Source organism: Nonomuraea sp. NPDC049129 (genome assembly GCF_040648495.1).
GTDB lineage: Bacteria > Actinomycetota > Actinomycetes > Streptosporangiales > Streptosporangiaceae > Nonomuraea.
On record NZ_JBEZDU010000014.1, the window covers coordinates 13,369 to 32,526 of the forward strand.

Annotated in this window: 18 protein-coding genes, 3 tRNA genes and 1 riboswitch; of the genes, 12 read left to right on the plus strand and 9 right to left on the minus strand. The window is 67.0% G+C overall.

The features are described 5' to 3' along the window. Window positions 1-8: 8 nt before the first annotated feature. A complete protein-coding gene (locus tag AB0B64_RS36130; RefSeq protein ID WP_357953449.1) occupies window positions 9-929 on the minus strand; it encodes a transglutaminase-like domain-containing protein in 921 nt (306 codons plus the stop codon). 1,002 nt (window positions 930-1,931) lie between these two features. After that, the gene (locus AB0B64_RS36135) at window positions 1,932-2,531 is read right to left on the minus strand and encodes a hypothetical protein (protein ID WP_357953450.1); all 600 of its coding nucleotides are present in this window, start codon (window positions 2,529-2,531) and stop codon (window positions 1,932-1,934) included. Here AB0B64_RS36135 and AB0B64_RS36140 point away from each other — a divergent pair. Further along, window positions 2,530-3,165, plus strand: coding sequence for a hypothetical protein (locus AB0B64_RS36140; RefSeq protein ID WP_358183103.1), 636 nt, complete (start codon window positions 2,530-2,532; stop codon window positions 3,163-3,165). The genes AB0B64_RS36135 and AB0B64_RS36140 overlap by 2 nt on opposite strands. Before the next feature lie 173 nt (window positions 3,166-3,338). Here AB0B64_RS36140 and AB0B64_RS36145 read toward each other — a convergent pair. After that, window positions 3,339-3,476: transfer RNA gene (locus AB0B64_RS36145), tRNA-Pro, on the minus strand. A 1,197-nt stretch (window positions 3,477-4,673) separates the two neighbouring features. On the opposite strand from AB0B64_RS36145, the gene AB0B64_RS36150 reads away from it, so the two are divergent. Continuing rightward, entirely contained in the window at window positions 4,674-5,819 is a 1,146-nt protein-coding gene (locus AB0B64_RS36150) for a site-specific integrase (RefSeq protein ID WP_358183106.1), read from the plus strand. 90 nt (window positions 5,820-5,909) lie between these two features. Beyond that, window positions 5,910-6,500, plus strand: coding sequence for a hypothetical protein (locus tag AB0B64_RS36155; protein WP_357953456.1), 591 nt, complete (start codon window positions 5,910-5,912; stop codon window positions 6,498-6,500). A gap of 42 nt (window positions 6,501-6,542) precedes the next feature. Here the strand turns inward: AB0B64_RS36155 and AB0B64_RS36160 are convergent. Next, a tRNA-Pro gene (locus AB0B64_RS36160) sits at window positions 6,543-6,619 on the minus strand. Window positions 6,620-6,708: 89 nt separating this feature from the next. On the opposite strand from AB0B64_RS36160, the gene AB0B64_RS36165 reads away from it, so the two are divergent. After that, window positions 6,709-6,779 (plus strand) — tRNA-Gly (locus AB0B64_RS36165). Here the strand turns inward: AB0B64_RS36165 and AB0B64_RS36170 are convergent. Together AB0B64_RS36170 and AB0B64_RS36175 are read right to left on the minus strand one after the other, a co-directional pair. Continuing rightward, on the minus strand, window positions 6,734-7,234 hold the full coding sequence (locus AB0B64_RS36170) for a tyrosine-type recombinase/integrase (RefSeq protein WP_358183497.1): 501 nt from the start codon (window positions 7,232-7,234) through the stop codon (window positions 6,734-6,736). The genes AB0B64_RS36165 and AB0B64_RS36170 overlap by 46 nt on opposite strands. Window positions 7,235-7,938: 704 nt before the next feature. Then, the gene (locus AB0B64_RS36175; protein WP_357953458.1) at window positions 7,939-8,547 is read right to left on the minus strand and encodes a hypothetical protein; all 609 of its coding nucleotides are present in this window, start codon (window positions 8,545-8,547) and stop codon (window positions 7,939-7,941) included. Between the two features lie 162 nt (window positions 8,548-8,709). Between AB0B64_RS36175 and AB0B64_RS36180 the strand changes: the two genes are divergently transcribed. From AB0B64_RS36180 to AB0B64_RS36210, 7 genes are all read left to right on the plus strand, one after another. Further along, a complete protein-coding gene (locus tag AB0B64_RS36180) occupies window positions 8,710-8,958 on the plus strand; it encodes a hypothetical protein (protein ID WP_357953459.1) in 249 nt (82 codons plus the stop codon). Window positions 8,959-9,187: 229 nt separating this feature from the next. Further along, window positions 9,188-9,823 carry a uridine kinase gene (locus AB0B64_RS36185; RefSeq protein WP_357953461.1) on the plus strand — a complete coding sequence of 212 codons (636 nt, stop codon included), beginning with the start codon at window positions 9,188-9,190 and terminating at the stop codon, window positions 9,821-9,823. Window positions 9,824-9,959: 136 nt separating this feature from the next. Then, on the plus strand, window positions 9,960-10,232 hold the full coding sequence (locus AB0B64_RS36190) for a pyridoxal-phosphate dependent enzyme (protein ID WP_357953937.1): 273 nt from the start codon (window positions 9,960-9,962) through the stop codon (window positions 10,230-10,232). After that, window positions 10,130-11,011: a TrpB-like pyridoxal phosphate-dependent enzyme gene (locus tag AB0B64_RS36195; protein ID WP_358183109.1), complete on the plus strand. Its 882-nt coding sequence runs from the start codon at window positions 10,130-10,132 to the stop codon at window positions 11,009-11,011. Before AB0B64_RS36190 ends, AB0B64_RS36195 begins: the two co-directional genes overlap by 103 nt. A gap of 255 nt (window positions 11,012-11,266) precedes the next feature. After that, window positions 11,267-12,046: a DeoR/GlpR family DNA-binding transcription regulator gene (locus AB0B64_RS36200; protein ID WP_357644708.1), complete on the plus strand. Its 780-nt coding sequence runs from the start codon at window positions 11,267-11,269 to the stop codon at window positions 12,044-12,046. Next, the gene (galT, locus tag AB0B64_RS36205) at window positions 12,043-13,113 is read left to right on the plus strand and encodes a galactose-1-phosphate uridylyltransferase (RefSeq protein ID WP_358183112.1); all 1,071 of its coding nucleotides are present in this window, start codon (window positions 12,043-12,045) and stop codon (window positions 13,111-13,113) included. Before AB0B64_RS36200 ends, galT begins: the two co-directional genes overlap by 4 nt. A 69-nt stretch (window positions 13,114-13,182) precedes the next feature. Continuing rightward, window positions 13,183-13,323, plus strand: a riboswitch (cyclic di-AMP (ydaO/yuaA leader). Window positions 13,324-13,328: 5 nt separating this feature from the next. After that, entirely contained in the window at window positions 13,329-14,291 is a 963-nt protein-coding gene (locus tag AB0B64_RS36210) for a hypothetical protein (protein WP_357953466.1), read from the plus strand. A 31-nt stretch (window positions 14,292-14,322) separates the two neighbouring features. On the opposite strand, the gene AB0B64_RS36215 is transcribed toward AB0B64_RS36210, so the two are convergent. The 3 genes from AB0B64_RS36215 to AB0B64_RS36225 form a co-directional block, all read right to left on the minus strand. Beyond that, window positions 14,323-15,105 carry a MerR family transcriptional regulator gene (locus AB0B64_RS36215; protein WP_358183116.1) on the minus strand — a complete coding sequence of 261 codons (783 nt, stop codon included), beginning with the start codon at window positions 15,103-15,105 and terminating at the stop codon, window positions 14,323-14,325. A 165-nt stretch (window positions 15,106-15,270) separates the two neighbouring features. Continuing rightward, entirely contained in the window at window positions 15,271-16,824 is a 1,554-nt protein-coding gene (locus AB0B64_RS36220; protein ID WP_358183119.1) for a serine hydrolase domain-containing protein, read from the minus strand. Between the two features lie 210 nt (window positions 16,825-17,034). Continuing rightward, a complete protein-coding gene (locus AB0B64_RS36225; protein WP_358183122.1) occupies window positions 17,035-18,339 on the minus strand; it encodes a site-2 protease family protein in 1,305 nt (434 codons plus the stop codon). Between the two features lie 147 nt (window positions 18,340-18,486). On the opposite strand from AB0B64_RS36225, the gene AB0B64_RS36230 reads away from it, so the two are divergent. Next, entirely contained in the window at window positions 18,487-19,095 is a 609-nt protein-coding gene (locus AB0B64_RS36230; RefSeq protein ID WP_357953486.1) for a response regulator transcription factor, read from the plus strand. The last annotated feature ends 63 nt before the right edge of the window (window positions 19,096-19,158 follow it).

Below are 19,158 nucleotides of genomic sequence, written 5' to 3' on the forward strand. Positions count from 1 at the left end.
GCCCGGCGTCACACATCCGCAAAGACCTCCTCGCGGAGGGTCACGTCGCGCGGTCCGTTGAACGGCGCCAGCGACAGCACCGTTGCCGGGGTCCGCAGCCTCTCGTTCTCCACGAACGCCTTCCGCACCTCACCGAACGGCACATCGTCGGCCGTCAGCGCCGCGATGTGGTCGTACAGTTCCCTGTCGGCTTCCGTGATCCCATGGTCGATGTCGGCTATCGCGCCCCAGACGTCCCATAACAGCGTCTCCATCTTGTTCAACGCTGCGATGTCGAGCAGCAGATTCCCGGCCACGAAGCCCTCCCCGGACATGATCCGGCCCGGAAAGTGGAGCCCAAAGGCTCGTGGATCCGCCTCACCCGTACGAAGCATCCGCCAGGCTCTGCCTGCGACGAGAAAGCGGTCGCGCGGGATGTCCAGGGGGTCGATGTCCACCCGGAGCGGCTCAGCGATCATTACGTCGGCGAGTTGCGGATCAGACAAACACCAGCCACGCTCATCGTCCCAGTACTCCGTAACCATGTGGTCCACATGGAAGCCTGCGGGGCCGAGATAGGCGGCAAAGCCGGACCGTAGACGCGCGGGTATCCCCACGTGACGCAGGAACGAGCAGTACAGCAGCGCGAAATCCCGGCAGACCCCAACGAACCGGTCATCAGGCTCGCGACGCCGCGCCAAGGGCTCATCGTTCCGTCCGACGATGATCGCCAGAATGTCGTCGGCATAGCGCGTCTCGGCATCATTGTGGAGCCGATCCCTCGGGATGTCGTACCGGAAGCGGTCGCCCTCCCATCGATGGATCATGAGACCGCGGACAATGCTTGCGAGCCGGGCCAGATCCATCGGCAGGTCGGCATAGAGCGTGGCCAGCCCGCCTGGCGTGGAAAAGCCGCTTTGAGCGACGTAGAAGGCCGCGACGTCTGGCAAATGGCAAGCGGACGGCGTCAGAGGTCTTGAGGCATTAGACAAGCGCTGCTCCAGAGGAGAGGTCCGCGATCCGCCGTGGGCTCCTGGGGCTTGGCGAGGTCCGGAGGGGACTACTCAGAGCGCCGGTCGTGCGCCTCGATCGCGCGGACCTCCCGCCTACCGCCTCTTACACCCACCGGTTCGGCCGAAGCCTCGGGCGCCCTCGTGCGCCTGTTGTCGGGATGTGCGGAGCGTAACACTGCGGGATGCGAGGGTTCATGCCTATTTACGGCACAGGGTCTGCGGTCGATGTACGGCGGAGCGGTCGAGGCGAACCGGCTAGGAGAGGCCGCACGCCCGCGCCGCCGCCCCATCGGGCGGCGGCTTTGACGACATATAGGAGGATCGATCGAATGCGCGCTCGATCGTGGGTTGAGCTGTTGGAACAGACGTCAGCGGGGCCCTGGCGTACGCCCACGTCCATGATCGTCCGCGCTGCTTGTCACTCACTCCCCGGGCCAACTCGGGCGCGAGGTTGTCTCTCGGTGCCGCCTGGAGCGAAAGGCCGGGAAGCTTGATGTCGGGCGATCTCCAAAATGGAGAGCCCACGCGTCTACGGGTTGCTGATGACGGGTGCGGGGCTACGAAAATTGGTAGATCTTCTACACATACTTCCCGTTATACGATATTTCCGACACGGTCCTTGACCTGGTCTTTTACTCTTGACGGAGTCCCCAGCTACCTCTTTAGAGGCACTTGACCTGCGGAAACGGCGAGGTACTCTCGCCCTACCACAAGCTTCCGGTTTAGCCACATCAGTCCATAGTCATCACTTCTGTCAGGATCTGTATGGGTAAATCCGGCCTCGTCCCGGAGGTCCCACGACTCCATGACGCACCAAACTGCCCCGACCGCTCCACAGGCAGCCGATGACCACGCGGGCCAGCCGGCGGGCCAGCGCTCTCAGCAACCGCCTACGGATGCCGGAGGCCGCCAGGATTCTCACGAGAACCGTCAGGGCACTCAGGTGAAGCCGACCGGCCCAGCGAGCCCCGACGAAGACGGCACCAGCCGAAACGGCTCCCACCACGAGGGCGTCAACCCGTCGCCGAGCGCGACCCGCCCCACACCTGAACCGACCCGCGCCTCGGACACGCCGCCATCCGCGACCGCACCGACGCCCTCCTCAGACACACCCACCTCGGCATCCGACGCATCTTCAACCACGGCTACTCCACGGCCAACTTCAGATGCACCGACTGCCACCCCCACCTCCGATACGCCTTCCTCCACGCCCACCGCCACCGCGTCGGACTCGTCCTCCCCCGCTGCCACCCCTACATCGTCAGGCTCACCGTCATCCACCCCCACCTTTACGCCGTCGGATTCATCGTCAGTCACCCCCACCCCCACCCCCACAACATCCGGCTCGCCCTCGCCCTCGGATACCGCCACGACGTCGGACTCGCCGTCAGCCACAGCCACCTCCGAAGCCGAGCCGGCCGCCACCTCCGCTGAGGCGACGACCACGACTTCGTCCTCGCCCATGCCAACCACGAGCTCCACAACCGAGCCCGCCATTGCGGAGGACACCCCAGCCACGCCGACGTCGTCCAGCACCATGGCTCAAAGAGCACTCCCCACACACGTCAACGCCGCGGTCACCGACCCGCTGCCGAGCTTGTCCACTCCAACGATGATCACCTCGGCCGTGGTGGTCGTGGCGGCCCTGCTGGCTGTGCTCACCGTGCTTGTGGCCAAGGCCCGCCACAGGACGCGCTTGGCCACCGCCGGATACGTGGAACCCATCCCATCCATGTCCACCCCCCACCACAGCACCGCCGAGGCCGACGAGGGCGACCAGTGGAGGCGGCAACTCCTGGAAGCCATCGAGGCCGCCGCCGCTGACCGACGGGAAAATGTCCTACCCGACGCACGCTACGGACAGGAGAACCCGCGACCCGAGAACAGTTCGCCGGTACTCGGCTCCGCCACGGACCCTCAGGAGACCGCCGCCTGGACTCCAGCATTCGAGCCCCTCAATCCCCCCGGCCCCCTGGAGTCGCTCTTCAGCTCCGAACCAAGCAATAGCGTCGTCAACCTCCCGGAGACCTCCCCGTTCGACCCCTTCGCCCCGGCGGAGAGCGACCCTGACTCGGAGTACCACGGACGCAGGCGGCGCAGCGAACATCCCGCCACCGATGAGGGTGCCGACGAAGAGACCCCGCCGGGAGACACCGGTCAGTCCACCCCGTAGCCGGTGGCGACGACACCCCGCCGGGACACCGCGTCCCGGCTGCGGGTCCAGGGCCTTGCGATCAGCCGTTCCATGCCCAGCGCGATATGTCCGTAGATAGACCCCGAACCCTGGCCGGCGCGGGACGGTAGTCACGCAGAAGGCCACCTCTGAGTTCGAGGTGGCCTTTGAGCTGGTCGGGGCGACAGGATTTGAACCTGCGACTTCTCTCCCAAATCAGATCGAACTCATATTCTATATGTGCCAGCCGTTAGGTAGACACACTTTCAGCGTCCGCTGGAGTCCGTCCGTGTGCGCGGCCGTCCGCCCCGATTGTCAAGCAGAACGACAAGCAGATAGGCGCTTCGCGCGCCCTTCCACGAACCGCGCTTCGCACGGGAGAAGCGCTGCAACATGTTGCAGCCGTCATCGCGCGCAGCGCGCAGGGAGGGCGCGCGTAGTGCCTTTTGCTCCTCCCCTGACTCCAGGGGCTATGGAGAGGACGTGATGGAGGCGACTGCAGGCTGCGGAGCCTCGCCGGGTTCCTTCGCCTCACCCTTGGCGAACATCGCCCAGCCGACGAGCACTGCGAGCATCACAGCGCCTCCTGCGAGGAGCGTCCCGCGCACGCTCCGGGTGTGTGGCCGAACCCATGTGCGTCCGCCGCCCGGCCGCTTCCGATAGTGCCCTTTGACGTGGCTCTTCTTCTTGGCCGCCATGCCTGGACAGTATGAATTCGCGGACAGGTCGCATAGCGAGGGCGCGGTGACGGTTCACTGACGGCAATGCCAGGTGGAAGGGGCTTGCGAAGTCGGACCGTCACCGGACGACGCGCCAGGTGATCTAGAAGTCATCGGTGGCCTTGGCACGCAGCTTGGAGCCGCGTGCGTAGCGCCTCTTGCTCCTCCTGAGAGCGTCGCAGGGCGCCTAAGGCAAGAAGCTTGACGTTCATGATGTGCGGACGAACATGGTCTTGTTAGGGAGCTTCTCGGCGCGCAGGGACAACGGGGACACCCGACGTGGTGGCGTGTCCCTCAAAATCGGCCGTTTTTGTGCTGGTCAGAAGCAGTTCAGGGACACCGGGGACAGCGGGGACATCTAGACAGCGGAGTCGATGACATGGACTCAAGCTCCGAATGTAAGAAGCGGAACGTCATAGAGACTCGGCTGTCGGGGCCTCGTCATGGACGGTGAGACCACCTCGACTACGAGCATTTCCGTAAGGAACTGCACGCGAGCTGACAGCAGGTGGCTCGTGTGGCCTACTGCGGACCGCTCTTTGAGCCCTAGCGTGGTGTGGATGTGCGGCAGGATGCCGCCGGTCTCGGTGTCCGCTGCGATGGTCCCGCATCCCATGGCTTCAGCGTTGGTCAGGTGGACCTCGGACCAGATCGGAGCGTCGGGGTCTTCAAGCTTCTCGCACGTGCCTACGTGTCCGCCTCAGGGAAGCCCGCGAGGAACATGGGGATGTAGCCCTGACGGATGCCGTTCTCGCGGCAGAAGTCGGAGAGTGCCGAGAAAGCAGCCTGATGACCAAACGCCGCAGCAAAGGCGACGGCGGGTTGCACTGGGACGCCCGCCGCCAGCGCTGGATCGCCACACTGACAGTCGGCTACACCCCCGCCGGAAGCGCATCGTCAAGACAGGCAGCGGAAAGGCTTAAGACTGAAGCCAAGAACAAGCTCAAAGAGATCGTCCGAGACTACGAAGACGGCCTAACCACCGTACCGGGCGACTACACCGTAGAGCAGGCCGTCATGGACTGGCTGACCTACGGGCTCAGCGGGCGCGCACAGAGCACGGTGGACCTGTACGCCACCGAGTGCCAGAAGCACATCATTCCCGCACTGGGCAAGCGGAAGCTCCGCGAGCTTCGTACGGAAGACGTGGACAAGTGGCTCGCCGCCAGGGCCAAGACCCTCAGCACCCGGACGTTGCAGATCATTCGGTCCTGCCTGAGTCGAGCCGTCAAGCGGGCGATGGCCCGCGACAGGGTCAAGCGGAACGTCGTGGAACTATGTGGCGTCACCGCGGGCAAGGAAGGCCGACAGTCCAAGGCGATGACGTACGCCCAAGCGGACGCGGTCCTCAGAGCCGCTGAGGGGACCGGCATGCATGCCTACATCGTCCTCTCACTCCTCACCGGGGCGCGGACAGAGGAGCTGAGAGCTCTCATCTGGGATCACGTGGACCTGACAGGGCTCCCGAACGCGGACCCGCCCGTACCGCCGTATATGGCCGTATGGCGTTCCGTACGGGCGGGCGGGGACACCAAAACCCGGAAGTCCCGGCGCACGCTGGCACTGCCCAAGAGGTGCGTTGATGTACTCAGAGGGCTCCAGGGCATCCAGAGAAAGGCACAGGGCGACTCGTGGAAGACAAGCGGCCTGGTATTCGCGTCCACGGCCGGAACCGAGCTGGACGCGGCCAACGTACGCCGCGCGCTCCGCAACGTCATCAAGGATGCCGACGGGCTGAATCCGAAGGAGTGGACGCCCCGAGAGCTGCGGCACAGCTTCGTGTCCCTGCTCTCCGACAACGGGCTACCGCTCGAAGAGATCTCCCGGCTGGTCGGTCACAGCAGCACAGCGACGACCGAAGCCGTTTACCGGAAGCAGATCCGTCCGGTAGTCCAATCGGGGGCCGTAGCTATGGATCACATTTTCAGGCTTTGACGGGTATGGGGACACGCGCCTCGTGTGTGGCCCCATACCAGAGCCAGCCATTCCGACCGCAGGTCCCGCGCCCATGCCTAACATTGGCACATGCCAGCAGGACAAGTCTCTGTATGGGTTCCGATTGCTGTTGCAGTACTCGGCATCCTGGGCGTGCTAGCAGGACAGTTTCTAAGCTTCCGGCGGGAAGATCGCCGGTGGCAGCGAGAGGTGGAGCGCGAAGAGCTCCGGTGGAACCGTGACCAGGAGCGCGACGTAGAGGCCCACTGGCGGGATGAACGCTTTGAGGCATACGTCCGACTCACGCAAGTCCTCGGACGTTGGGAACCCCTTCTCTATGAGGAGGTGGAGAACATGCTTCGAGGGAACCCCGTGAGCGAGGAAAACCTAGAAGCGATGTCGCCGATGGAACGTGAGGCTGACGAAGTCATGGCGCGAGTATCGTTACTTGGATCAAGCAAGGTTTACAACACGTGCATGGAAGTTGTGGACTTCTACCGATTTACCATGTATGAACTGCGCGCACGCAAGCTTGTTCCCGGCAACCAGCATCCCCAAGACGTCGTCGTGGACAGCTACCACGAAGTCGTGGACACGGTTCGTGGTGATCTAGGTCTCGGTCCGCGTCATGGTAAAGCTCCGGCTTCCGAGCCACGTCTGACGCCACAGTCAAGCAGTTAGACAAGCAGAAGGCCCCTCCCACACCAGGAGGGGCCTTTGAGCTGGTCGGGGCGACAGGATTTGAACCTGCGACTTCTTGCTCCCAAAGCAAGCGCGCTACCAAGCTGCGCCACGCCCCGTCTCGCCGGGTACGCACGCGCTCCGTGACTCCGGTACGCTTACGCCCTGACGACCGGATGAAGTCTAGACCAGACTTCGACCGGTTCGCGCGGACGTAGCTCAATGGTAGAGCCCTAGTCTTCCAAACTAGCTACGCGGGTTCGATTCCCGTCGTCCGCTCTCACGGCGAAAGGCCAGGTCAGCCCCATGAGGCGACCTGGCCTTTGCGATCTCCGCCACTTCTTCTCGATCTTCCGTGCCTGTCGCGTGCCCGATGCCTTCTTTCCGTGCTCCTTCAGCGCCTTGCCGAGCGCCTGCGCGATGGCCTGGTCACGGTCCTGTGTCGCGTGCTGGTAGATCAGCGCCGCTCGGGTGGAGGAGTGCCCCATCCGGGTCATCAGCTTGCGGAGGCTCGCGTCTGTGGACGCGGCGAGGGTGTTTCGCGCGTGCCGGAGGTCATGGAAGTGAAGGTCGGGCAGCTTCACCGTGATCTGGACTTTGTTCCAGATGCGCCGGAAGGCCGAGCGGCGCAGCCGGCCACCCTTCGGGCCGCGTGCTGCGCGTGCGGTCTGGGGACCGTTCTCGCGTGCGGTCCGCCACTCGGGCCGCAATCGGGATGCGCTACCTTCCTCCACTATTCCGGTCCCGGCACCATTGCCCTACGATTAGCCGCCGTGACGACCTTATTTGACGTGCTCCTCGTCGCTCTCCCTCTGACCGCTCTCGGCAACGCCATATGGCGCGCTGGCATGAATCCTGGCGCCGTAGTTACGACCTTCCGAACCGGCTTCCTCGGCGCTGGCGTGGCTTTTTTTCTTCTTGCCCTGGTCAGCTCATCTGGCTTGTTCGGTAATTCCTTCGCTGCCAGCGATGAAACCCTCGATATTACGGTGAAGGTGGGATTCGGGATGATGCTCGGAGCGCTCGTTTGCGCAGTCACCGAACGGCGAAAGGACACCCATGCCTCCGGCGGGGGCGCTCGGCTCCGGGATGATCGCGACCATCGGTGACCGGTGGATGAGTGGCTGAGGTGAGGCCTGACGCTCCTATGTGCAACCGATGCGTGCATTACGCACGACTTCGGTCATAGGTACCGTGTCGGAGTGAGTCAGAGTGGGGCACAGGCGGCGGCGTTCTTTCGCGATGTCGCATCCCACCGCACAGTGTGGACGGTGCAGGACGGTAACGGCAAAAGGCCAGGTCATCCAGTACGGGGAGCCTGGCCTTTGCGATCTTCGTTCTGCTTCGCCCGTTGTGCGCCCGATCGGCCACGAGCACTTGTGCGATGACCCGGTCGCGCTCCTGCGACCGGCCGCCACGTCCAGGCAGACGGGAAGCGTCAGGCAGGGGGCAGGGACGAGGGGCCGTGGGAAGACCGCGCGAGGCGGTCTTGGACCTGACGCCGGCGGTGAGCGGGGATGTGGTGGGCGTTCATCGACCGTTGCAACAGAGCGGAATCGAATCCGTGCGTGCCCATGTGGTCGAGGAGCGGGTCGTATCGATCAGCCCGATCTCGTAGGAGCTCCGTGACCAACCGGAGCTCCAGCCGGACTACCGGCACCTGGTGAGAGCCGCAGGCGACCAGGACGTAATGCTGCCATGGGCCGCTGCCCACACATTCCCAACCGTCCGAATCGACTTGCCGCTCGACGGTGCTGAGCTCCACTTCGACGCCATTCACCTCGAACCTGGTGAAGTATTGGGAAGATTCGGGGAGCCATGAGGCGGCATTCAGGCAGGGGAACGAGGAGAGCGCCGCGGCGAACGTTTCTACGTCTTCTCGGCTGGCGAGCAGGATGTCGATGTCCCCAGCGCGGAGTGGGACGCCTTGCAGGAGTGCGGCGCTTGTGCCGCACACGCGATACGCCGGGTTGGCGTTCGCAGCTCCGAGCGCCTCGAGCGCCATGTCTAATGCCGTGGTTATATCCGCCAAAGTCAGTGAGCGCATAGAGATCAACGTAGCCATCATGCGAGTGCGCGCGTCAGGCCTCCCGCGCACGCGGTCCGTGCCAGACGATCTTGTGGTGGTTTCGGCTGATATCGCACTTCGTGAGTCAAGCTCGGTTACGCTCTTGATCTCGGTACCGGGCGTGCCCGATAGGGAGGCCGCATGGCGGACAAAGGGATCACGACGATAGGCCGGTGCTACGGCTGCAAGCGCACCTTCGGCTACGACCCGGAACGCGTCACGATGTTCCTGGTCGACCTCGACACCTCAGCTCCCGCAGGTACACAGCGTGAGCCCACGCCGGAAGCCCTGGCTCGGTCGCGGCGGGAACCTGTGTGCCCCGATTGCGTGCGCCGAGGGCGGCACGCCAGGCAGGACGACGGGCCCACCTGGCCACGCGGCACCGCCTGAAGGCCACTCGTGGTCACGCGGCACCGCCTGAGCGGCCCCCAACCACCGCCTGGGCGGTCCCGGGCCCACCTGAGCGGTCCCGCAACCGCCCGAGTGGCCCCGGAGAGGGCCCCAGCGGTCCCGGCGCCACCTGAGCGGTCGCGGGACGAGCGCTTGGGCTTGGGTTGAGTTGCGGAGTGAGCGCTCAGGCTCGGGTTGAGTCGCGAGGTGAGCGCGTAGGCTCTGGGTGATGCGTGCGCGAGCGATCTCCCGAGAGGCCCTGGTCGAGGAGCTGGCCGAGCGGATCGCGGGCCTGCCGCGCGACTCCTACGCGCGGGTCGCCGTCGACGGAGCCCCGCCCGCCCATCCCGAACGGCTGGCGGACGAGCTGGTCGCGCCGCTCAGGACGCGGGGCAGGGCCGTGTTGCGGGTGTCCGCCGCCGACTTCCTGCGGCCCGCGTCCCTCAGGCTCGAGTACGGCCGGACGGACCCCGACGCCTTCTACGACGACTGGCTCGACACCGGCGGGTTGACCCGCGAGGTGCTCGGGCCGCTGGGGCCCCAGGGGACCGGCAAGGTGCTGCCGGCGCTCTGGGACAGCCGGGCCGACCGGGCGTACCGCCTGCCGTACCAGACGCTGCCTCAGGGGGCTGTGCTGCTGCTCGACGGGACGCTGCTGCTGGGCCGCGGGCTGCCGTTCGAGGTGAGTGCGCATCTGTGGCTGTCCGAGGGGGCGCTGGGGCGCATGACCGGGGAGGACGAGCGGTGGCGGCTGCCCGCCTACGCGCGCTACGAGCGGGAGGCCGATCCGCTGCGGACCGCCGATGTGGCCGTACGCGCGGACCATCCCGGACGAATGGCCATCCTGATTGAGGACGGGCGGTAACCGGCGCAGACTGAGGTCATGAGCTCCAGCATTCCCAGTCGCTGGTACAACGTCGTGCCCGATCTGCCGGCGCCGCCGCCTCCGCCGCTGCATCCGGGCGCGCCGACTGGAGAAGGCGCTCGGCACGCCCGCGCGGATCTACTACAAGTACGAGGGCGTCTCCCCCGCCGGGTCGCACAAGCCGAACACCGCCGTCCCCCAGGCGTACTACAACGCCCGCGAAGGCGTACGGCTGCTCACCACGGAGACCGGAGCGGGACAGTGGGGGTCGGCGCTGGCGTTCGCGTGTGCGCAGTTCGATCTGGAGTGCCAGATCTGGATGGTCCGCGCCTCCTACGACCAGAAGCCTATCGGCGCTCGCTCATGCAGGTGTACGGCGCGACGGTGTACCCCAGCCCCTCGACCGTGACCGGGGCGGGCAGCAAGGTGCTGGCCGACGACCCCGGCTCGCCCGGCAGCCTCGGCATCGCGATCAGCGAGGCGGTCGAGGTGGCCGGCGCGAACCCGGACGCCCGTTACGCGCTCGGCTCGGTACTGAACCACGTGCTCATGCACCAGACCGTCATCGGCGAGGAGGCGCTGGCCCAGCTGGCGGAGATGCCGGACCTGATCATCGGCTGCACCGGAGGCGGCTCGAACTTCGCCGGGCTCACCTTCCCCTTCCTGCGCGAGAAGCTGGCCGGGAATCTCGACGTCACGCTGCGCGCCGTCGAGCCCGAGGCGTGCCCGTCGTTCACGCGGGGCGTCTACGCCTACGACTTCGGCGACGCGGCGGGCTTCACTCCGCTGCTCAAGATGCACACGCTCGGCCACGGGTTCGTGCCCGACCCGATCCACGCGGGCGGGCTGCGTTACCACGGCATGTCGCCGTTGCTGTCGCACATGTACGAGCTGGGCCTGTTCGAGGCGGTCACCAAGTCACAGACCGAGTGCTTCGAGGCTGGTGTGCGCTTCGCCCGTACCGAGGGCATCGTCCCGGCGCCCGAGCCGACGCACGCGCTGGCCGAGACCATCGCCGAGGCGCTGCGGTGCAGGGAGAGCGGTGAGGAGAAGGTGATCCTGACCGCGCTGTGCGGGCACGGCCACTTCGATCTGGCCGCCTATGACCGCTACCTGTCGGGGCGCATGGAGGACTACCCGCTCCCGCAGGAGCGCATCGACGAGGCCCTGCACGGTCTCCCGAGCTGAGCCGTCGCACCGGCCGGGGTGAAGGAGCTCACCGCGGCCGGCCGGCCGTCAGTTCGCGTTCGGGCGCTTGCCGTGGTTGGCCTTCTTCTTCTTGCGCGCCTTGGTCTTGCGAGATCGCTTCGCCATGGATACCTCCAGTGATCGGTCCGCTTCCCAACGTCTCGCGCTGTGGTCTACCGCACAACCCGTACGACCTAACATTCCCCAACAAAGCCGTGTCATAATTTGGTGGAATCTGTTGGAAGGAGCGGGGGCGTGCTCGCACAGCAGCGCCAGCAGGCGATTCTCGAACGCGTGCGCAGCAGCGGCGGCGTTCGGGTGGCCGACCTCGTTCGCGAGCTCGGCGTCTCCGACATGACGGTCCGCCGCGACCTCGAGGTGCTCGCCGAGCGCGGGCTGCTGGAGAAGGTGCACGGCGGCGCGACCGCGCTGGGTCCCGGCTCGACCGAGGAGCCGGGCTTCACCGCCAAGTCCGCCCGCCAGCAGCAGGAGAAGGAGGCCATCGCGCGCCGCGCCGCCCAGTTCGTCCGGCCCGGCACCGCGGTCGCCCTGTCAGCCGGGACCACCACCTGGGCCCTGGCCCACCACCTCATCTCGGTGCCCGAGCTCACGGTCATCACCAATTCGATCCCGGTGGCCGACGTCTTCCACCGCAACCCGCGCGCCGACCGCACGGTCGTGCTGACCGGCGGCGTACGCACGCCGTCCGACGCCCTCGTCGGCCCGGTCGCGGTGGCCGCGATCCGGCGGCTGCACGTGGACACGCTGTTCCTCGGCGTGCACGGGATGAGCGTGCGGGCCGGGTTCACCACGCCCAACCTGCTGGAGTCGGAGACCGACAGGGAGCTGGTGCACGCGGCGCACCGGCTGGTCATCCCGGCCGACCACACCAAGTGGAACACGGTCGGCATCAGCACGATCGCCGATCTGACCGAGGCAGACGCGGTCATCAGCGACTCGGGACTACCTGAGGAAGCACGCATGGAGCTGGGCGAACGCGCCGGCGAACTGATCATCGCGGAGGACTCGCAGTGAAACGCACCATCACCCACCTGGCCGACGGCCGAGAGCTGATCTACTTCGACCGGCGCGACGACGCCGACCGGAGCGCGATCGACCGGCGGGCGCTCGATCCCAGGCCGATGGCGTCGGAGCTGCGCTACGACCCGCTCACCGAGGAGTGGATCGCGATGGCGGGGCACCGCCAGACGCGTACGTTCCTGCCTCCGGCCAATGAGTGCCCGCTGTGCCCGTCGTCCGAGACGAGGGCTTCGGAGATCCCGGCGTACGACTATGACGTGGCGGTGTTCGAGAACCGCTTCCCCTCGTTTTCCGGAAATTTCGGGACTTACGGGGATGTCGGGGGGTTGAGTGAGGTCCGGCCGGGGGTGGGGCGGTGTGAGGTGGTGTGCTTCACCTCTGAGCATTCGTCGTCGTTCTCGCGGCTCTCCGACGAGCAGGTGGGCCTGGTCATGGAGGCGTGGGCCGACCGTACGGCCGAGCTGTCCGCGATCGAGGGCGTCGAGCAGGTGTTCTGCTTCGAGAACCGGGGCGAGGAGATCGGCATCACGCTGCCGCACCCGCACGGGCAGATCTACGCCTACCCGTACGTGACCCCGCGGACCAAACTCCAGCTCGGCGCGGCCGCCCGGCACCGGGGCGGCAACCTCTTCGCCGACGTGCTGGCGGCCGAGCGGGCCGCCGGGGTGCGCGTGGTGGCGGCCAACGAGTTGTGGACGGCGTTCGTGCCGGCCGCCGCCCGCTGGCCGTTCGAGGTGCACGTGTATCCGCACCGGCAGGTGCCGGACCTGGCCGCGCTGTCGGAGGAGGAACGCGCCGCCTTCGCCCCGCTTTACACCTCTGTGCTGCGAGCGCTCGACGGGCTGTTCGGCGTCGCCATGCCGTACATCTCAGCCTGGCACCAGGCGCCGGTGCGGCAGGATCGTGACCTGGCTTATCTGCACCTGGAGCTGTTCAGCATCAGACGGGCGCCCGGGAAGCTCAAGTATCTGGCGGGCTCGGAGTCGGCTATGGGCGCGTTCGTCAACGATGTCCTGCCGGAGGAAGCCGCACGCATGCTTAAATCACAGGTAGATCTCTAATTGGTTGCCGCTTGGAGTCGCATGACCTTGGTTTTACCACTAATATCCCTTTTCAGCGCCGACCGAAACGGTCGGTGCTGGCCTAATCCCGGGTGCGTGGCCCGGGAGCCGGGGACCCATCGCGTCTTGGGGTGAATCCACTCAGGTGGTAAGGCGGCATCTCCCTGCCCGAACCCGTCAGCTAACCCGGCCGGCATAGGGAGAGGAAACCCTTCGTGGCGGCTGCGTCCCCCTCGAGTCTCGCCATCGCTCTCATCACCACCGCTTCCATGGCCTTCGGCGCCTTCACGGCCACGCCCGCCGCTGCCGCCCCCAAGCCCAGCGAGGCCCAGCTCCGCGCGGAGCTGAAGCAGCTGGACAAGAAGGTCGACAAGCTCATCGAGACCTACAACCTCAAGCGCGTCGAACTCGCCAAGGCCAAACAGGATTCGGAAACGACCAAGAAACGGCTGGCCACGGCGGAGGCCCAGCTCATCACCGCCCAGAAACGCGTCACCGAACTCGCGCGCCTGCAGTACCAGAACGGCACCGGCGCGCTGCCGAACCTCACCCTCCCGACCGATGCCTCCAGCGCGGCGTTGCTGGACCACCTCGCGGCCGAGCAACAGGCGGTCGTGCAGGGCGTGGCCACCGCTCGGGACGAGAAGAAGGCGGCCGCGGACCAGGCGGCCGCCCTCGAGGCGAAGATCCGCGAGGACGCCGCCAATGTCGCCAAGCAACGCGACGACGCGCAGGGCGTCATCAAGGACATCCAGAAGAAGCTGAAAGGCCTCATCCCGTTCGGCCCCGGCCGCCGCTCGGACGGCAGCTGGGCGCCCGAACTGCCCTCAGGCACCGACAACATCACCGCCCGGATGCGGGTGATCCGCGGGCTGATCCAGAAGGACTTCGCGCTGCCGTACGAGGTGGGCTGCTTCCGCTCGGGCGGCGGCGGCGAGCACCCGCTGGGGCGCGCGTGCGACTTCATGATGAGCACCGGCGGCAGCATGCCCAGCGCGGCCAACCAGGCACTTGGCGACCGCGTGGCGGCCTGGGCGCTGGAGAACAAGGACAAGCTCGGGGTCAAGTACGTGATCTGGAAGCAGCGCATCAACCAGGGCTCGGGGTGGAGCTCGATGTCCGACCGCGGCAGCATCACCCAGAACCACTTCGACCACGTGCACATCTCGATGTTCTAGAGCTGGGCGCCCGGACCGGGGCACGGCGCGGTCAGTGGGTGCCTGGTCTGGGGATGTGGACGCCAGCGGCGCGGAGCTTGGTCTCGACGAGCGCGATCCCATGGGCCGTGGCCGATCCCTGCTCTTCGCCGTAGTGGGCGATCAGGTGGTATCGGGCCGCGGCGTCGGTGCGGGCTTGCAGGCCGGTCACGATCTTCAGGTGTGCGGGGTTGGCGAGGAAGTGGTCGGCAATGGCAGTGGCGAGTTCGGCCAGGCGCGGGTCGTCCGGCTGCCATGCCGTGGCTTCGGTGGCGCGCTTGATCAACGCGACGAAGCGGGGGTGGTCGAGGGCGTGCTCGACATGGGTGAGGAAGTCGTCGAAGCCCTCGGGAACCAGGGCCCTGGCCAGCACCCAGCCCTCCCTGGTGGCCGCCACCTCCTCCGTGGGGAGGCCGAGGCCGGACATCCGCTCCAGCAGCGCCACGGCGCGGTCGGGCAGCAGAGCCCGGTCTCCGTCGGCGAGCCGGTGCAGCATGTCACGGCGCGCGATCAGCTCCTCGATCCGTTCGGTGACCTGCCGCTCGACGTCGGCGAGCGCGGCGGCGAACTGGGCGGCGTCGGCATCGAGCAGGGGCCCGACTTCGGCCAGCGGCACCCCGGCGACGGCCAGCGTCCGGACCTGCACCAGCCGCAACAGCTCGGCCGATCCGTACCTGCGGTAGCCGGAGCTGTCGCGTTCCGGCTCCTTGACCAGGCCGAGCTTGTGGTAGTGGCGCACCGTCTTCATTGTGACGCCGACGAATGCCGCTGCCTGCCCGATCGTGACTCCGTTCATCTGCGCAATCCTGCCTTGTGCTCGAGCTCGGCGACTAGGCAGATCACAGCCGAGCATGTGGACAGGCCACGCCGAGGTCGACGAGCTCGGCGTGGCCCCGTTCGGGTTTCTCCCTGATGCACAACCGGAAGGGGGTGCCTCTGGAGGCGTGCGGGTCACAGGTGTTCAGTCCGACGGCTGAGCCGGATCGGCCTGCTCGCCGCAGAACACCTCGTTGACGAGCCGTTGCTGGGCGTTCTGGACCTTTGTTGCTATGGACAGGTCGGCGTCGTCCACCCAGTTCAGTACGGCGGTCAGGGTCTTGCTGCCGTCGGGCGTGCTGTACATCAGCGTCATGGAGCCGACCGTGCCGCCGTTGTGGGTGATGACGGTGCCGCCGCAATCCGTTTTCTGGACGAACACTCCCAGCCCGTAGTCCATGTTCGGGAGGCCGGTGGCGTGCGGGGTGCACATCTCGGCCAGCAGCGGGGCCGGCAGGAGCTTGCCGCCTACCAGCGCGGAGATGAACGTGGCCAGGTCCTGGCTGGTCGAGATCATGTCACCGCCGGTGGAGACCCAGGAGGGGTTGTGGCGGGTGATGTCGATCGTCTTCTGCCGGCCGGCTTCCTCGTAGCGGTAGTAGACGTGGGCGTGCGGCTCAGGGAGCTCCGGCGAGGCGTCCGGCACCACCGTGCCCGACAGCCCGAGCGGCCCCAGGATCAGCCGCTGCATCTCCTCGGCCAGCGAGCGGCCGGTGACCTTCTCGATCAGCAGCCGGGCCAGCACATAGTTGGTGTTGGAATAGCTCCAGCCCGTCCCCGGCTCGAACCGGGCCGGCTTGGACAGCGCCCGACATACCAGCTCCTCGGGCCGGTAGGTGTGGAACCGGTTGTCCACCCACTCCTTGCCCGTGGTGCCGTAGGGCACGGGGATCCCGTGCACGATCGACCCGTCCTCGTATACCTCGCCGGTGAAGTTGAACAGCCCGCTGGTGTGCTGCAACAGCATCCGCACCGTGATCCGCTCGTCCAAGACGAACTCGGGCAGGTAGTCCGCCGCCGGGGCGTCCAGCTCGATCTTGCCCTCGGCCACCAGTTGCAGCACCAGGGTCGCGGTGAAGGTCTTGGTGTTGCTGCCGATCCGGGCATGCCCGTTGACCGGCGGCTTGGCGGTCCCGCCCAGCTCGGCCACCCCGGCGCTACCGGCCCACTCGCCCCGCTCATCGTGTACGCGCAGCGACACCCCGACGAATCCGGACTCGACGATCTCCTCGATTGCCTTCCGCAGCTCCGGGCGATCCTGCCCGGCAGCCGCACCGTTGTCGGCAGTGGCTACCCTTGCGGCGTCGAGGGCTGCCGTGATCTTGCGGGCCATCTCGACCGCGGCAGGGCTCGGCTGGTCCTGGTGAATCTGGGCGGTTTCGACAGCGATGAGAACGGTACCGCGGAAGTTGTCGGCCTCGGCCGGGTCCTGCTTCCTCAGCAGGCTCATGGCCTCGGTCAGGGCCGGCAGCACGCGGTCGGCGATCTCGGCCACGGACTTGCCGGCCAGGTCCTTGCCCTTGGGGTAGTCGGCGAGCACGTGTCCGATCAGACCGGTGGCCGAGCCCAGCGCGATACCGCCGTTGGCGGCGATCTTGTGGGGCTTGCCGGCGGCGCCGGCGGCGGCCATCAGCGACACGGCGCCGTACGCGGCAGTCCGCAGGGTGCTCTTGTCCTGGTCGGAAAGGGTGATCGTCATGGTGGTTCGATCCTTCGAGAGTGTTACGTCCGGGGCGGCGTCGTGCCGCTGCGCCGAGCTTCCACCCTGACCCAAGGTCAACCTCAACCGTGATCTAGCTCACAGCAACGTTGAGGGGCAGCCCGCCGACCAGTGGGGACACCGAGATCGACGTAGCGCGGGTGTTCTCGAAGGCATTGGAGAAGTTCGTGAAGGGGTGCTCTGCGACGGTCAGCCGGTGAGCGTGAGCGGGTTGATCAGGTCGGCGTAGACGAGCAGGCCGGCCATGATGATCATGACGAAGGCCAGGGCGTAGGTGAGCGGCAGCACCTTGGCGATGTCCACGTACGCGGGCTCGGGACGCCGCGTGACACGGGCGAAGGCGCGCTTGAGGCCCTCCCAGAGGCCGCCCGCGATGTGGCCGCCGTCGAGCGGCAGCAGCGGGATCAGGTTGAACATGCCGATCGCCAGGTTGAACCCGGCCAGCAGATTCACCAGGAAAGCGACCTTCTTCTCGCCCGACAGGTCAGAGGAGAGGATCTCACCACCCATGCGTCCGGCGCCCACGACGCCGACCGGGCCCTCGGGGTCGCGCTTGTCGCCGGAGAACGCGGCGTGCCACACGCCGACCATCTTCTGCGGCAGGTTCAGCAGCGAGTCGGCGACCCGGCCGGTGAGCTGGCCCATGTAGCCGATCACGACGCCGAGGCTCTGCTGCTCCATGACCTCGGTGGGCATGACGCCGAGGAAGCCGACGTTCTTGTCGATCTTCGTCGGGTCGGTGGGCGACGGCCGGTCCTGGGAGATGAGCGTCACGTTGAGGGTCATCGGCTTGCCATCGCGGACGATGCCGACGGCGACGGGGCCGGCGCCGTGCGAGCGGATCAAGCGGGTGGCGTCGTCCCAGGAGGCGATCTTCTGGCCGCCGAAGGAGACGAGCCGGTCGCCGGGCTTCATGCCGGCCTTGGCGGCGGGCGTCGGCTGGTCGGAGGCGCGGCAGTCGGTGCGCTGCTCGCTGATCGGGATCACGCAGGTGTTGGTCTGCGGGGACACCACCGGGGTCAGCGCGGGCAGGCCGATGCCGACGAGCAGGACCGAGAAGAGGATGAAGGCCAGCACGAAGTTCATGAACGGGCCGCCGGACATGATGATGACCTTCTGCCACCACTTCTTCCGGTAAAAGACCCGCTCCTCGTCGCCCGGCCGCACCTCTTCCTGTGCCGCGTCGCGGGCGGTCTCGATGAGCCCCTGGAACGGGCCGGTGGAGGAACCCCTGAGCTTGGTGGGATCGTCGCCGGGCCGTGGCGGCAGCATGCCGATCATGCGGATGTAGCCGCCCAGCGGGATCCACTTGATGCCGTACTCGGTCTCACCTCGCCGGATGGACCAGGCGGTCGAGCCGAAGCCGACCATGTACTGGGGCACCCTGACACCGAAGATCTTGGCGGGCACGAAGTGGCCGAGCTCGTGCAACGCGACAGACGCCATCAGCCCGATCAGGAAGACTACGATCCCCGCGAGGTAAAGCCAGTTCATCTAGTCCCGCTCCAGGGCAGACAGAAGGTCCCGACAGCCCCAGAGTAGTCGAAGTCATCACACCTCGATGGCTTGCGCACCCTTTGCCGCAGCGCCACATTCCGTTGACAGTACGCGATCGGGCGATCACTCTGGGAGATGACGGAGGTGGGAGCCTTGATCCGGATTCTGGTCGCCGAGCATCTGCCGCTGGTCCGGCGCGGTTTGGTGGCATCGCTCGACGCGGAGCCCGACTTGCGGGTGGTCGCCGAGGTGGGAGACGCGGACGGCGTCCTGCCCGCGGCGGCCGCGTGCGCGCCCGACACGGCGATCGTCGATCTGGACCTGCCCGGCGGAGGCGGCCTGTTCCCGGCGGCGCGACTGCGCGAGCGGGGCTGTCACGTACTCATCCTGTCGGCGCAGCCCAATCCCGGCCAGGTGCGCAGGGCGTTCGCCACGCACGCGCTCGGGTTCATGAGCCTCGACGTAGCGCCCGAGCAGCTCGCCGAAAGCCTGCGGCTGGTCGCCGCCGGACGCCGCGCGGTCGACTCCGACCTGGCGATCGCCGCCCTCCAGTCGGTCGCCAACCCGCTGACCAGGCGCGAGCTCGACGTGCTGCGGATCGCGGCGGGCGGGGCCCGGTCGACGGAGATCGCCGACCAGCTCTTCCTGTCGGTGGGCACCGTACGCAACCATCTGTCGCGCATCATGTGCAAGACCGGGGCCCGCAATCGCCTCGACGCGGTACGCATCGCGAGCGACTCAGGCTGGCTCTGAGAGCCGGAGGCGAAGACCGGATCCCGGTGAAGCCGCGCCGCTCCGCCGGGACCCGGAGTGGTG

Excerpts from the sequence above, each read along its gene's own strand:
- AB0B64_RS36140 (WP_358183103.1), top strand. The coding sequence starts at position 2,530 with ATGGCTCAAAGAGCACTCCCCACACACGTCAACGCCGCGGTCACCGAC.
- AB0B64_RS36135 (WP_357953450.1), bottom strand. The coding sequence starts at position 2,531 with ATGGTGCTGGACGACGTCGGCGTGGCTGGGGTGTCCTCCGCAATGGCG.
- AB0B64_RS36150 (WP_358183106.1), top strand. The coding sequence starts at position 4,674 with ATGACCAAACGCCGCAGCAAAGGCGACGGCGGGTTGCACTGGGACGCC.
- AB0B64_RS36155 (WP_357953456.1), top strand. The coding sequence starts at position 5,910 with ATGCCAGCAGGACAAGTCTCTGTATGGGTTCCGATTGCTGTTGCAGTA.
- AB0B64_RS36175 (WP_357953458.1), bottom strand. The coding sequence starts at position 8,547 with ATGCGCTCACTGACTTTGGCGGATATAACCACGGCATTAGACATGGCG.
- AB0B64_RS36180 (WP_357953459.1), top strand. The coding sequence starts at position 8,710 with ATGGCGGACAAAGGGATCACGACGATAGGCCGGTGCTACGGCTGCAAG.
- AB0B64_RS36185 (WP_357953461.1), top strand. The coding sequence starts at position 9,188 with ATGCGTGCGCGAGCGATCTCCCGAGAGGCCCTGGTCGAGGAGCTGGCC.
- AB0B64_RS36215 (WP_358183116.1), bottom strand. The coding sequence starts at position 15,105 with ATGAACGGAGTCACGATCGGGCAGGCAGCGGCATTCGTCGGCGTCACA.
- AB0B64_RS36220 (WP_358183119.1), bottom strand. The coding sequence starts at position 16,824 with ATGACGATCACCCTTTCCGACCAGGACAAGAGCACCCTGCGGACTGCC.
- AB0B64_RS36225 (WP_358183122.1), bottom strand. The coding sequence starts at position 18,339 with ATGAACTGGCTTTACCTCGCGGGGATCGTAGTCTTCCTGATCGGGCTG.